Below are 13202 nucleotides of genomic sequence, written 5' to 3' on the forward strand. Positions count from 1 at the left end.
GGAGCACCTTCGGCCCTTCGTTGGGTCTCGAGCTGGCGCGGCCCATCGTTACGAACCTCCGCAAAGGCTCGTCGCACTTCATTACGAAGATGTAACAGCGGGCGCAAGGGAAGCGTCAAATAGATGCGGAATGTGTTAAAGAAACATAAATTCGGACATTTGGCTAACTTTTAGCATTCGATAATGTGGCGCGCGACACGTTATTCGGCTTTGTGCCGAACACGCGGATTCAGCTGATGCGGGAAACCACCGCGCCCGGCAGTACCGGCAGCACCAGATCGAGCACGCGCCACGGCCACGCCGGAACGCACGCCCGCCGCTGCTCCTTCTCGATCGCGCCGACCATCGCGGCGACACCCTTGTCCAGCGGCGCCACCAAACGGGTGTCGCCCGCCTTGGCCGCCATGTCGGTGGCGATGAACCCGGGCAGCAGTGTGGTGACCGCGATCGGCGACTTGGCCAATTCGGTGCTCAGCGCCTGCCCGAGCGCGGCCAGGCCCGCCTTGCTCGCCGAGTACGCGGCCTTCTTGCCCGGCAGTCCGCGCACCGCGCTCATCGAGGACACCAGCACCAGGTGCCCGGAGTTCTGCGCACGGAAGATCTCCAGCGCCGCCTCGGCCTGCGCGAGGGCGCTGACGAGATTCGTTGTCGCCGTAGCGATATTGGCGGCGGCCCGGCCGGTGCCGATTACCGCGCCCTTGCCGAGGCCCGCATTGACGATCACCCGGTCCAGTCCGCCGAGCTCGTCGCGCAGCTCGCCGAAGACCCCGGGTACGGCCGCATGCTCGTCGACGTCGAGCGCGCGGACCGCAACGGTGATGCCGGGATGGGCCGCGACGAGCTCGTCGCGCAGCGCCTCGAGCGCGCTCAGCCGCCGGGCGCACAGCGCGAGATCGCGGCCTTTGCTCGCGAAGTCGCGGGCCATCGCGGCGCCGAGGCCCGCGCTGGCGCCGGTGATCAGAATCTTGGTCCTCGTCATGGGCCTGACCCTAGCGAGGCGCCGGCCTCAGCCGCCGAACGATCCGGTGCGCGGCGGCGGGGGCAGCAGCCGCCACGGCCCGCAATTGGTGGTCTTGAAGGCGACATCGGTCGGCTTGATCTCCGCGCGGATCGGGCCGAGCCGGGTGAAGTTGTTGCCGATGATGTTTTCCATCTTGGTGTTGTCGCCCTCCACCTTCCACAGCCTGCGCCAATCGCAGCCGTAGGCCGGGTCGGGGGTGCCGGGTGCCTCCCAGATGCCGGGGAAGATGTCGACGCCCACCAGGTAGACGCCGTCCGCGGGCATCGTGTTCGCGGGTTCGGCGGCCGCCGTCGCGGCCCCGAGCATGGTCATCGCGGACGTCATGGCGCCGGCGATGAGGAGTGTGCTTGCGCGCATGGCGATGTTCTCCTCGAATCGTGCTGCAACCGCCGCGCAGCGGCTGACCTGGGAGATCCCCGGAATCTCCGGGGCCAAGGTCTACCAGACCATCCGGCTGAATGTGCCGCATTCCAAATTTCTTATGCGGATGCATTATTAAATCGCGCACGATGTTGTCATCGGGCGGGCGGGCCGCGATATCCGAGGTATGACATGTGTTCGGCTCGAGTCCGTCCGGACGGTGCGGCAGTCCACCTCATGCGGCGCGCAGTGCGCGGGACTGTGCACCGACGACGGGCTAGCCGCTGTGCTGGCGACCGATCGCGCGTTATTGCATTGGCGGGCAATGCGTGCGCTGGGCGATAGCGGACTGGCCGAGCAGGCGGTGCAGGAGTCCTTGCTCAGGGCGTGGCGTTCGTGCGCGTTCTTCGACAGCACCAAGGGCAGCGTGCGGACCTGGCTGCTGGCGATCCTGCGCAACGTCATCATCGACACCGTCCGCGCGCGGGCCTCCCGGCCGGGCGACACCGGCTGGGACGAGATCGGCGAACTCAGCGACATCCGCTACGCCCACCCCGATTTCTCGGATGGCCTGGTCGACGGCCTGCTGGTCGCGGAACTACTGGCCAGCCTGCCCGACCCACAGCGCGAGGCCGTAGTCGAGGTGATCCTGCGCGACCGCGCCTATCAAGAAGTAGCCGACGACATCGGCGTCCCGGTCGGCACCGTGAAGACCCGCGTGCACTACGCCCTGCGGTCGCTACGCAGCCTGCCCCGCGGCGCCTGATTGCTCCTGAACACGCCGCGCTAGCGGTAACGGTTGGATAACTGGGGTTGCTATGCTGATGCTTGCGTTGCGAGAGTGAACCACTGGGTTTGGTGTTACTAATGGGAAGGGAGGGGTGCCCTGTCCCGGGGCACCGACCGAACATGAAGCAACCAAGCATCGTCAGAGCCGGAATTTGTTCTGCCGTCACGGCCGCGGTCACGGTGACGCTGTCCGGGTTGGTTCCGGTGATCGCCGCCGCCGAGCCGGGACAGCCGGATCTGGCCACCAAGCTCGCGGGCAAGACCGTGTTCCTTGATCCGGGGCATCAGGGGCCTGGCCATGGCGAGAATGTTGCCAAGCAGGTCAGTGACGGTCGCGGGGGCACGAAGGACTGCCAGACCACCGGCATGGTCACGGTGCACGGGGTGCCCGAGCACACCATCAACTGGAACGTCGCGCAGTTCGTGAAGACCGCGCTGGAACAGTTCGGGGCGCAGGTGAAGTTGAGTCGCCCGGATGATCAAGGCTGGGGCGGTTGCATCGACGACCGCGCCAGGGCCGCCAACGAGTCCGGTGCTGCCGTCGCGGTGAGTATTCACGCCGACAGTGCGCCCGCCGACCAGCGTGGCTTCCACCTGATCGTGCCCGAGTTGCCGATTCCTGATCCGACGATCAATGCCATCCAGTCCAATGCCGGGTTGGCCGCGTCGACCGCGATGCGCGACGCCTACCTCGGGGCCGGGTTCCGTCCGGCGCAGTACGCGAGCGCGGATGGCCTGATGCCGCGCAAGGACATCGCCGGACCCGCACTGACCGCCGTGCCGGATGTTTTCATCGAGATGGGCAATGGCGCCAATGCCGAGGATGCCGCGGAGTTGGAGAGCAAGGAAGGTCAGCTCAAGCACGCCGTCACGATCACCACCGGGCTGGTGGGTTATCTGCTCGGAACGCACTCGGTAACGCCGAATGTGACGGGCGAGCGGCCCGCCGCCGCACCGCTGCCGCAGCAGCATCCGGCGTCGACCGAACCGCAGGCGGGCGCACCGGCGGCGATACCGCCCGCGCAGTCCGTACCGCCCGCGCAGTCCGCACCGCAGGCGCTGGCCGGGCCGCAGCCGCAATCGAATCCGCTGCAACTGCAGCCGAATCCCGCGTCGACCGAGCCCCCGGCGGGAGCGGCGGCACCGCAGGCACTGGACGCACCGCAGGTGCAGTCGAATCCGCCGCAACTGCAGCCGAATCCGGCGTCCACTGAACCTCCGGCAGGTGCCCAGGCACCGCAGGCGCTGAACGCACCGCAGGGCCAGGTCGCACCGCAGGGACAAACCGCACCGCAGTTCCAGACCGCACCGCAGTTCCAGACCGCACCCCAGGGACAGACCGCACCCCAGGGTCAGGCGTCGCCCTTCACGCCACCGGCGCAGACCAGCCCGGGCACCACACCGTGGCCGGGCACCCAGCAATCGCCGACCACCCCCGGCACCCAGCAGAGCCCGACCATGCCGGGCACCCAGCCGACCGTGCCCGGCGAGTCGAGCGACATGCAGTCCGTCCGCGAGATCATGGACATGGTCCTGACCTTGCTGATGCCGCTGGCCAAGTCCCTCGGCGTGGACAACAACCTGGTGACAGCGGAGCTGATCAACCTCGCCTACGCCTTGGCGGCCAAGTTCATCGCCCCCGCCAAATAGCACCCGCGGCACGGCCGAATGTCACCCGCGCCGAGGGTGACATTCGGCCTTTCCGGAGTCATCGAGCCGCCAAGTATGGTGGTCGGCGTGGCTGACCGGATTCCTGTTGTGATCGTCGCGGGGTTTCTCGGTTCCGGGAAAACAACGCTGCTCAACCACCTGTTGCGCAACAGCCGTGGCACGCGAATCGGCGTGGTTGTCAACGACTTCGGCGCGATCAATATCGACTCGATGCTGGTCGCCGGGCAGGTCGACGCCATGGTCTCGCTCGGCAACGGCTGCGTCTGCTGCGCGGTCGACGTCAGCGAATTGGACGAGCTGTTCACCCGGCTCGCACAGCCGCGCGCCAAGATCGACGTGATCGTGGTGGAGGCCAGCGGCCTCGCCGAACCGCGCAACCTCATCCGGATGGTGGTGGGCAGCGACAACCCGCGCATCCGCTACGGCGGTCTGGTCGAGGTGGTCGACGCCGAGCAGTTCCCGGCGAGCAGCGCGCGTCATCCCGAGCTGACCACGCATCTGCGGCTGGCGGACCTGGTGGTGGTCAACAAGGCCGACCGGGTGCCCGCCACGCAGCTGAGCGCATTGCGACAGGACATCGCGGAGTTGATCGGCCAGGTACCGGTGTATGCGACCACGCACGGCCGGCTCGAACCGGGCCTGCTGTTCGACGAGCCGTTGCGCGAAACATCCACGGTTGCTGAGCAATTGAGTTTCGACGAACTGCTCGACAACCACGATCACGACCACGCCGAGCACCGTCATCTGCACGACGACTACCTCAGCGTCTCCTTCACCAGCGAGCAGCCGCTGGACCCACGCGGTTTGATCGGTTTCCTCGAGGACCCACCGCCCGGCCTGTTCCGCGCCAAGGGCTTCGCCGCCTTCGCCGTCGCGGACGAGCGCCGCAAGTTCGTGCTGCACCTCGTCGGCCGCCATCTCGTATTCAAGCCGGCGAATTGGGCGCGCGGCGAATCCCGCACCACTCAGCTGGTGCTGATCGGCGCAGGCATGGACGCCGAGGTGGCTACGAAACGATTGCAGGACACCGTGCACCTCGATGACGCCCCGCTGGACCCGCAATCCCTGCTCGGCGTGTGGCGCTACACGCCGCACTGAGTTCACCCACCGTCTCCCAAACGACGAGTTTGGCGCATTCGGCCCCAATCTGGCGCGTTCGGTGCTAGCGGCGGCGTCGGGCGGACATGAGACTGTCCTGGTGCCCGCCGCGTCGGCACATGCGCAATGGTGCGACATGCCGCGCGTGGTGTCGGGTCGGCGCACCGATTCATGTTCGAGCAGATTCGTTTTGCGACCGATGGGAGTTTTCCATGTCAGATTCGCTGGAGAGCGCCACCGCGTACGTGATCGAAGCGCTGGAGGCCAAGGGGACCGCCACGCGCTACGACTTCGACGTTCCCGGCATTGTTGCCGAATCGCATGCCATCGCCAACGGCTGGGATTTCCGCGCGATCGAGGACACCACGTTCTGGGGAACCGTGGCGCGTTTCCTCAAACAGTGAGATCTCAGTCGAAGCGCGCGGCCTGTTGCCCGCGGGGCGCCGCCGACCACCGCCGGGCCGCGCGGCGCATCGAGCCCGCGTCGGAGTAGCCGAGCAGTTCGGCCTGCCGTGATCTGGTGAGCGGACCGGCCGATGTCGCCTCGTTGAGCCGCGCCGTGCGCGCCCGATCCAGTTCGTGCCGCCAGGTGGTGCCCGCCTCCATCAAACGGCGCTGCAGCGTGCGTGGACTGGTGGCCAGCCGGTGTGCCACCTGATCGAGCGAGACCTCGCCGGTTTCCAGCGCGTCGGCCAGCGCGGCCGCGACCCGCTCGGGCCAGGCGGTGGCCAGCGGCGGTGGTGGCGGCAAGGCCTCGGCGAGTGGCTGCAGTACCGCGGCGAGCACCGGATCGCTGGTGGTCAGCGGCAGCTCCATATCGCTGGCACGAAAGACCATCGCGTCGAACGGCGCGTCGAATTCGATGGCGGCGGTGCCGAACACCTCGACGAACGTTTCCACCTTGACCGGTGCCGATTGGCGCAGCGAAACCCGCAGCGGGACCACCGGCTCGCGGACCACCCGCCTGGCCCGGCTGAGCACGGCGGCCAGGCCCCACAGCTGGGTGAGGTCGCGGCCACGGCCCTCGCCCTTGATCATGTCGAGGTAGAGCGTCACCTCGCCGTCCTGCTCGGCGACCAGGTCGAAGCGGTGGTTGGTGGTGACCGCGGTGACGTAGGGCCCGCAGGTCGCCAGGCCCGCGCCGAGGGTGGGCGCGGTGGAGAACAGATAGTCGTACAGACCGAGGGTGGGCAGTTGGTAGCGCCTGGCCACGTTCAGCGCGACGTCCGGATCGCCGAGCCCGTGCTCACCGATCTCCCACAGCCGGGAGAAGGTGTGGCTCGGCAGGTGCACCTGGTCATCGGCCAGCGTCCACTCGGGCAGCCCGGTCTCGCGAATCAGTCGATCGCGATCGAGACCGGCCGCGCTGAGTTGAGAGATGACGAACCGGTGCAGCAAAACCTGATCGGTACCCATCGCGTCCTCCCGCGCCTCCGGCGAACTGCGTGTGCGGAAACGCTATCTTCGGCGTGTTGATTCGTCATGGGGTTCTTGTCACGGATCGGTTAACCGCAGGCGTTGACCCATTCGGATAATCCGTCGGCGAACAGCTGTCTTTTCCAGATCGGCACCTCGTGCTTGATCCGATCCACCAGGGCCGCGCAGGTGGTGAAGGCCTCGGCGCGGTGCGCGGCGGCGACCGCGACGACGATCGCGTCGTCACCCACGGTCAACGCGCCGATCCGGTGTACGGCGGCGACCGGCAGGCCTGCGGACTCGGCCAGCTCGGCACAGACCTTGTGCAGGAAGCGCTCGGCCTCGGGATGCGCCGAGTACTCCAACGCGGAAACGGCCTGTCCGCCGTCGTGGTCGCGGACCTTGCCCGTGAACACGACGACGGCGCCGTAGTGCGGTCCGGTCACCGCGGCCTCGACCGCGGCGGCGTCGAGCGGCTGGTCGCTGATCCGGGCCAGCCGGACGGTGGGTTCAGTTGTTGTCATGGCTTCCGCCTCCGGCTACTTGCGCGAGCAGATGATCGAGCAGTGGTTCGAGCACCGCGATGCCGTCCTTGACACCGCCGGGGGAGCCCGGCAGGTTCACGATCACCGACCGTCCGGCCAGCCCGGCCACGCCGCGGCTCAGCGCTGCTAGGGGGAACTTCGCGGTGCCGCGCTGCCGGATCGCCTCGGCGACGCCGGGGAGCTCGCGGGTCAGTACGGCGAGGGTGGCCTCCGGGGTGGCGTCGGTGGGGGAGGCGCCGGTGCCGCCGGTGCTGATCACCAGCGACGGTTCGAAGCGCAGCGCGTCGGCCAGTCCGACGGCGATGTCGGCGTCGGCGTAGACGAGCGGTCCGCGGACCGAAAAGCCGAGACCGGCAAGCCATTCCGTGAGGACGGGCCCGGTGGTGTCTTCCCGGGTGCCCGCCGCGACTCCGGTCGAGGCGACGAGGACAACCGCGGAACGAACATCCGAAATGGGTTCCGGCGAAGCGCCACTCGTCGCGGATTCACTGGCATTCGGGACGGATTCCGTTGCGGCGCTTGCCTGATGATGGTCAGCGGACTCGGGACGCACCCAATGTCCATGCTTGCCACCCTCTTTGGTGAGCAGCCGCACTCCGTTGAGCGTCGCCGCCGGATCGACCGCCTTCACCATGTCGTGCAAAGTCAGCCCGGCGACCGCGACCGCGGTCAGCGCTTCCATCTCGACGCCGGTGGGCCCCTTGGTCTTTGCCGTGGCCTCGATGGTGATGGTGGACTCGGTGAAGCCGAATTCGACCTTTACCGAGGACAGGGCGAGCTGATGGCACAGCGGGATCAGCTCCGAGGTCTTCTTCGCCCCGGCGATGCCCGCGATCCGCGCGGTGGACAGCACGTCGGCCTTGGGCAGGTCGTCGGCGCGCACCAGCGCGATCACCTCGGCGGTGGTCAGCAGCTCGCCACCGGCCACCGCGATCCGGGTGGTGTCGGACTTGGCGCTGACATCGACCATGCGGGCGCGGCCCTCGCCGTCCACATGGGACAACTCACTCATCGAAAACTCCTGGGACAGGGCGGATCACAGCGACCACACGCGTACGACGGCACCCGCGGGCAGCGAGGTGACCTCGGCCGGAATATCGATCAGCACGTCCGCCCACGCCATGCTCGCGACGAGATGGGACCCGGGACCGGAGACCACCTCCACCGCCTCGGGATGCTGGTGCAGCGCGGGCAGATCGCCGTGCTTCGCGCGAATCAGCTTGCCGCGCAAGAACTGCCGCTTGCCGTGCGGCGAGCGGGCCACTTCATTGCGCAGCGGCAGCTCGTAGATGTCGACGTGCGGCAGCCCGGCGAGACCGCGCAGGATCGGCCGGGCGAACACCTCGAACGACACCATGGTGCTGACCGGATTACCGGGAAAGCTGAGCACCGGCACGCCGTCGACGACGGTCAGGCCCTGCGGCCCGCCGGGCTGCATGGCGACCGAGCCGAACGTGCCGCCGAGCGGCTCGAGTACGTCCTTGACCACCTCGAAGTCGCCCTTGGACACCCCGCCGGAGGTGAAAACGACGTCGGCGGATCCGGTCGCGTCCGCCAGCAGCGCCCGGAACTGGCCGGGATCGTCGGTGCTGTGCGCGACCGAGACGACAGTGACCCCGTTCGCGGTGAGCGCGGCGGCCAGCGCGATGCCGTTGGAGTTGTAGATCTGCCCCGGCGCCAGCGTGCTGCCCGCGGGCATGAGCTCGTCGCCGGTCGTGATGACCGCCGCCCGGACCGTGCGGAACACCGGCACGGTCGGCAAACCGACCGCCGCGAGCGCCGCGATATGCCGTGGATCGAGCGTGCTGCCCGCGGGCACGAGCAGGTCACCGGCCCGCACGTCGGTGCCCGCCTCGCGCACGAATTCGCCTGCGCTGCGGCCGCGTTCGATGGTGATGGTGCCGTTGTCGGCGCGCACGTCCTCCACCGGAACCACGCAGTCCGCGCCGGGCGGGATCGGCGCGCCGGTCATCACCTTGATCGCGGCGCCGGGTGGCAGCGGCGTCTGCCCGGCATTGCCCGCCGCGACCACACCGGCCACCCGCAGTGTGACCGGCGCGACCACCACGGACGCGGCGCGCACCGCGTAGCCGTCCATCGCCGAGTTGCGGAACACCGGCAGATCCACCGGGGAACGGAGGTCGTCGGCCAGTTGCCTGCCGAGCGCCGCAGGCACCGCGACGTCCTCGATCGAGCGCGCGGCCAATGGCCGCAACAGCTGTTCGATGCTGTCTCGGTAGTCGTCGACGGGCCGGGCCGAGACGCTGGCGGGCCGAGGGTTCATGTGAGCCAGCCTAACGTCCGCCGATCGAGGTCAATCGGCCGTCTGGCTTGTGTGAACCTCACAATCTCGTGGGGCGCGCGGTGCGCGATTCCGTACCTTCTGCGACTGACCAATGGCGGGCAGAGGTCATAATGGACAGGTGACTCTGGTCGAGATGGGGATTCCTGCCGTGCGTTCCGGGCGTCCCTCGCTCGACGGGCGGCCCGATACGCCGTTCCTGCTGGACCGATTCGGGCGCGTGGCTCGCGATCTGCGCGTCTCCATCACCGAGAAGTGTTCGTTGCGCTGCACGTATTGCATGCCCGAGGAGGGGCTGCCCGCGATACCGCAGCACGAACTGCTCACCGTCGAGGAGATCGTGCGCCTGGTGACGCTGGCGGTGCGCGAACTCGGCGTGCAAGAGGTCCGGTTCACCGGCGGCGAGCCGTTGATGCGCCGCGACCTCGAAAAGATCATCGCGGGCTGCCACGAACAGGTGCCGGACACACCCCTGGCCATGACGACCAACGGCGTCGGACTCGAGCACCGCGCGCACGCGCTCGCCGCGGCCGGACTGAGCCGGGTGAACGTCTCGCTGGACACGGTAGACCGCGCCGGATATGCCACGCTGACCCGGCGCGACCGGCTCGACTCGGCACTGGCGGGCATTCGCGCCGCCCGCGCCGCCGGGCTCGCCCCGGTCAAGGTGAACGCCGTCCTGATGCGCGAAACCCTCTCCGGCGCAGCGGATCTGCTCCAATGGTGCCTGGACGAATCGTGCTCGCTGCGGTTCATCGAGGAGATGCCGCTCGACGCCGACCACGAATGGGCCCGCGCCAACATGGTCACCGCCGCCGAACTGCTCGGCGTGCTGGGCGCCCGCTTCGACCTCATCCCGGCGGGCCGCGACGATCCCTCGGCTCCCGCCGAGAAATGGCTGGTCGACGGCGGTCCCGCCACCGTCGGCATCATCGCCTCGGTCACCCGCAAGTTCTGCGACACCTGCGATCGCACCCGGCTCACCGCCGACGGCATGCTGCGCTCCTGCCTGTTCAGCGACCAGGAGTACGACCTGCGGCAGGTGCTGCGCTCCGGCGCCGGCGACGCCGAACTGGCCACGCTGTGGCGCGGCGCGATGTGGAACAAGTGGGCGGGCCACGGCATCGACATCGAGGGCTTCGTGCCGCCGGAACGCACGATGGGAGCCATCGGTGGTTGAGATCCGCTACTTCGCCGCCATCGCCGACGCCGTCGGCAAGGACCGCGAGACCCTGGACCTGCCGATCGGCGCCACCGTCGCCGACCTGCGCTCGACGCTGTCCGCCTCGTACGGGCCGAACCTCGACAAGATGCTGTCGGTGTGCGCCTACCTCGTCGGCGACGAACTCACCCGCGACCCGCACACCGCGTTGACGCCGCGGGTGGACGTGCTGCCGCCGTTCGCGGGCGGCTGAACCCGCCCTCGGGCGCGTTGCGGTTCGCGGTTACCTGCTCGGTCGGCACGAGCGGGTTAGCATCGGCGCGCCAACGCCTTTCGCCGCTCGAGGAGGCCGACCGGACATGTCACAGCCGCCGCAGTTCCTACGCCATCCCGCCATTCTGCGACAGCAGGAGATCCGGGCGTCCAGCCTGCAGCTCCGGGTCGCCGACGCCATCACCAAGTTCGCCGGGTCCATGCAGTTCGTCTACATCCACGCCGTGCTGTTCGCCCTGTGGATGGTGTGGTTCGAGACGAGCCCATGGCCGACCCTGACCCTGGTGGTCTCGCTCGAGGCGATCTTCCTGTCCACGTTCGTGATGATCGGTCAGAACCGCCAGGCCCAGTTCCAGCAGATCAAGGCCGACCACGACTTCACCGAGCAGGAGCTCGAGCTCAAGACCAATACCGAGCTGACCAGGGCGATTCATGCGATGACCACCGAACTTCTGCGTCGGGATCACGCGAAACCGGAGTAGAAATAGTTTCGCGGCCGTGTGTATATGGCTGTCTGTCGTTCGTCGTCTGGGTAGGGAAGGGTGACGGACTCTTCCATTCGAGGAAGGTTGGCGACCATGCACTACTTGGCGACGATTGTGGGAGATGGGCAGGGCGCTCAGCCGGGGAGTCCGGAGTTCGCCGCGGGGGTGGCGAAGTACGCGGCCTTCCAGGAGGCGGCGGGCGCGGCGATCGCGGGCGGTGCGGCGTTGTTCCCGTCGGCCACCGCGGTCAACGTCCGGCACCGCGGCGACCGGACGCTGATCACCGACGGGCCGTTCACCGAGCAGGCCGAGGTGGTCACCGGGTTCTACGTGTTCGACGCGAAGGACCTGGACGAGGCCATCCAGCTCGCCCGGCAGATCCCGGCGGCCGCGCGCGGTGCGGTCGAGGTGCGTCCGATGGTGATGTGGGCGCCGCACGACACACCGTCGGCCGACTGGTGGGTCGCGCTGCTGTGGGAGCCGCAGGCGGACGTGATCGCGCCGGGCTCGCCGGAGTGGGACGCGATGATCGTGCGACACGGGCAGTTCGCCGAAAAGGTCGGCGACGCGATCCGGGGCGGCGGGGCGCTGCAGCCACCGGCGACGGCGACCACCGTTCGGGTGCGCGACGAGAAATTGCTGCTCACCGACGGGCCGTTCACCGAGGGCGCGGAGGTGGTCGATGGTTTGTACGTCTTCACCGCGGCCGGTCCGGCGGCAGCGGCGGACATCGCGGCCCTGATCCCCCGGGGTCCGCAGGGGCGCTCGGAGGTTCGCCGCATCGTCGACGTCGGTTTCTGACGATGGCGGGCCCGGCGGTCTCGATCGACGGTATCTACCGCGCCGAATTCGGCCGGGCCCTGGCCACCGTCGCCCGGCTGGTCGGCGACATCGGGCTGGCCGAAGACGCGGTGCAGGAGGCGTTCACCGACGCGTTGCGCAGCTGGCCGGACCGTGGTGTGCCTGCTAATCCGGGGGCCTGGATCACCACCGCGGCTCGCAATCGCGCAGTGGACCGGCTGCGGCGCGAGTCGGCCCGAAATGGCAAGGAGCAGGACGCCTTCCTGCTGACCGCGCCGAGCGAGGAGGCCGACATGTCGGCGGTATCGGACGACCAGCTACGCATGATCTTCACCTGCTGCCATCCGGCACTGTCGCCGGAGTCTCAGGTGGCGCTGACGCTGCGGCTGGTGTGCGGGTTGCGAACCGCGGAGATCGCCAGGGCCTTCCTGCAGCCGGAACATACAGTGGCGCAACGACTTACTCGAGCGAAAGCGAAGATCCGGCAGGCGGGGATTCCGCTGCGGGTGCCGCCCGCGCCGCTGTTGCCGGAGCGTATGCCCGCGGTGCTGGCGTGCGTCTATCTGGTCTTCACCGAAGGCTACTTCGCCACCTCGGGCCCGACCGTGGTCCGGGATGAGCTGTGCGACGAGGCAATTCGGCTCGGCAAGTTGCTGTGCGGTCTGCTGCCGGACGATTCGGAGGCGCGGGCGTTGCTCGCGCTGATGCTGCTCAACGACAGCAGGCGCGCCCAACGTCGCAGTGCGGAAGGGGAATTGGTGCCGATCGAGGACCAGGATCGCACCGCGTGGAACCGCCCGCAGATCGAAGCCGGGCTGCGCTGTCTGATCTCCGCCGCCGCGGATGGTGTCGGTCCCTACCTCGCCCAGGCCCGTATCGCCGGTGCCCACGCCATCGCCGCCACCTGGGAGCAAACAGACTGGGCGGCAATAGTTTCCGCCTATGACGAGCTATTCGAGTACTCCGACTCGCCCATGGTTACGGTGAACCGCGCGATCGCCGTCGGCTTCCTGCGCGGCTTCGACGCCGGCCTCGCCGCCCTCGACGAGGTAGCCGACCATCCACGGCTGGCCGCCTCGCACCTCGTCCCCGCCACCCGGGCCGACCTGCTCCGCCGCGCGGGGCGCTACACGGAATCTGCGACGAACTACCGCACCGCACTGGAACGCACACCGAACGAACAGGTACACCGCTTCCTGTCCCGGCGTCTCGCCGAAGTGGAGTCAGCGGCGTGCCGCCACGCCCTTTGACGAGGTAGGTGGTGTGTGCCAGGCGGCAT

General features: G+C 68.5%; 16 protein-coding genes. 10 read left to right on the top strand and 6 right to left on the bottom strand.

Features of this window, described 5'->3' with window-relative positions:
* Positions 1–229: 229 nt before the first annotated feature.
* Entirely contained in the window at positions 230–979 is a 750-nt protein-coding gene (locus ACFWF1_RS14740; RefSeq protein ID WP_379288069.1) for an SDR family oxidoreductase, read from the bottom strand.
* A 27-nt stretch (positions 980–1006) separates the two neighbouring features.
* Entirely contained in the window at positions 1007–1378 is a 372-nt protein-coding gene (locus ACFWF1_RS14745; protein ID WP_379288068.1) for a hypothetical protein, read from the bottom strand.
* Here ACFWF1_RS14745 and ACFWF1_RS14750 point away from each other — a divergent pair.
* From ACFWF1_RS14750 to ACFWF1_RS14770, 5 genes are all read left to right on the top strand, one after another.
* Positions 1377–1520, top strand: a complete 144-nt coding sequence (locus ACFWF1_RS14750; protein ID WP_379288067.1) for a hypothetical protein — start codon at positions 1377–1379, stop codon at positions 1518–1520. The two genes, ACFWF1_RS14745 and ACFWF1_RS14750, sit on opposite strands and share 2 nt — an antisense overlap.
* A 48-nt stretch (positions 1521–1568) precedes the next feature.
* Positions 1569–2147: a sigma-70 family RNA polymerase sigma factor gene (locus ACFWF1_RS14755; RefSeq protein ID WP_379288066.1), complete on the top strand. Its 579-nt coding sequence runs from the start codon at positions 1569–1571 to the stop codon at positions 2145–2147.
* Between the two features lie 143 nt (positions 2148–2290).
* Positions 2291–3820, top strand: coding sequence for an N-acetylmuramoyl-L-alanine amidase (locus ACFWF1_RS14760; protein ID WP_379288065.1), 1530 nt, complete (start codon positions 2291–2293; stop codon positions 3818–3820).
* Positions 3821–3895: 75 nt separating this feature from the next.
* Positions 3896–4939, top strand: a complete 1044-nt coding sequence (locus tag ACFWF1_RS14765; protein ID WP_379288063.1) for a CobW family GTP-binding protein — start codon at positions 3896–3898, stop codon at positions 4937–4939.
* 212 nt (positions 4940–5151) lie between these two features.
* The gene (locus tag ACFWF1_RS14770) at positions 5152–5343 is read left to right on the top strand and encodes a hypothetical protein (protein WP_379288061.1); all 192 of its coding nucleotides are present in this window, start codon (positions 5152–5154) and stop codon (positions 5341–5343) included.
* A 4-nt stretch (positions 5344–5347) separates the two neighbouring features.
* Here the strand turns inward: ACFWF1_RS14770 and ACFWF1_RS14775 are convergent, their stop codons facing one another.
* The 4 genes from ACFWF1_RS14775 to glp all read right to left on the bottom strand — a co-directional run bounded on the left by ACFWF1_RS14775 (position 5348) and on the right by glp (position 9184).
* A complete protein-coding gene (locus tag ACFWF1_RS14775; RefSeq protein WP_379288059.1) occupies positions 5348–6355 on the bottom strand; it encodes an AraC family transcriptional regulator ligand-binding domain-containing protein in 1008 nt (335 codons plus the stop codon).
* 89 nt (positions 6356–6444) lie between these two features.
* Positions 6445–6879: a molybdenum cofactor biosynthesis protein MoaE gene (locus tag ACFWF1_RS14780; RefSeq protein ID WP_379288057.1), complete on the bottom strand. Its 435-nt coding sequence runs from the start codon at positions 6877–6879 to the stop codon at positions 6445–6447.
* Entirely contained in the window at positions 6866–7912 is a 1047-nt protein-coding gene (gene moaCB, locus ACFWF1_RS14785; protein ID WP_379288056.1) for a bifunctional molybdenum cofactor biosynthesis protein MoaC/MoaB, read from the bottom strand. The genes ACFWF1_RS14780 and moaCB overlap by 14 nt, the downstream gene beginning before the upstream one ends.
* A gap of 24 nt (positions 7913–7936) precedes the next feature.
* Positions 7937–9184: a gephyrin-like molybdotransferase Glp gene (glp, locus tag ACFWF1_RS14790; RefSeq protein ID WP_379288055.1), complete on the bottom strand. Its 1248-nt coding sequence runs from the start codon at positions 9182–9184 to the stop codon at positions 7937–7939.
* A 139-nt stretch (positions 9185–9323) separates the two neighbouring features.
* Between glp and moaA the strand changes: the two genes are divergently transcribed.
* The 5 genes from moaA (at position 9324) to ACFWF1_RS14815 (ending at position 13173) form a co-directional block, all read left to right on the top strand.
* Positions 9324–10382, top strand: a complete 1059-nt coding sequence (gene moaA, locus ACFWF1_RS14795) for a GTP 3',8-cyclase MoaA (RefSeq protein WP_379288054.1) — start codon at positions 9324–9326, stop codon at positions 10380–10382.
* Positions 10375–10617: a MoaD/ThiS family protein gene (locus tag ACFWF1_RS14800; protein ID WP_379288052.1), complete on the top strand. Its 243-nt coding sequence runs from the start codon at positions 10375–10377 to the stop codon at positions 10615–10617. Before moaA ends, ACFWF1_RS14800 begins: the two co-directional genes overlap by 8 nt.
* 106 nt (positions 10618–10723) lie before the next feature.
* Positions 10724–11119, top strand: a complete 396-nt coding sequence (locus ACFWF1_RS14805) for a DUF1003 domain-containing protein (RefSeq protein WP_379288050.1) — start codon at positions 10724–10726, stop codon at positions 11117–11119.
* A gap of 96 nt (positions 11120–11215) precedes the next feature.
* Positions 11216–11923 (top strand): YciI family protein, encoded by a 708-nt coding sequence (locus ACFWF1_RS14810; protein ID WP_379288048.1) that lies wholly within the window; start codon positions 11216–11218, stop codon positions 11921–11923.
* Between the two features lie 2 nt (positions 11924–11925).
* A complete protein-coding gene (locus ACFWF1_RS14815) occupies positions 11926–13173 on the top strand; it encodes an RNA polymerase sigma factor (RefSeq protein ID WP_379288047.1) in 1248 nt (415 codons plus the stop codon).
* The last annotated feature ends 29 nt before the right edge of the window (positions 13174–13202 follow it).

The sequence above is a fragment of the Nocardia sp. NPDC060255 genome, from assembly GCF_042727395.1.
Classification (GTDB): domain Bacteria; phylum Actinomycetota; class Actinomycetes; order Mycobacteriales; family Mycobacteriaceae; genus Nocardia.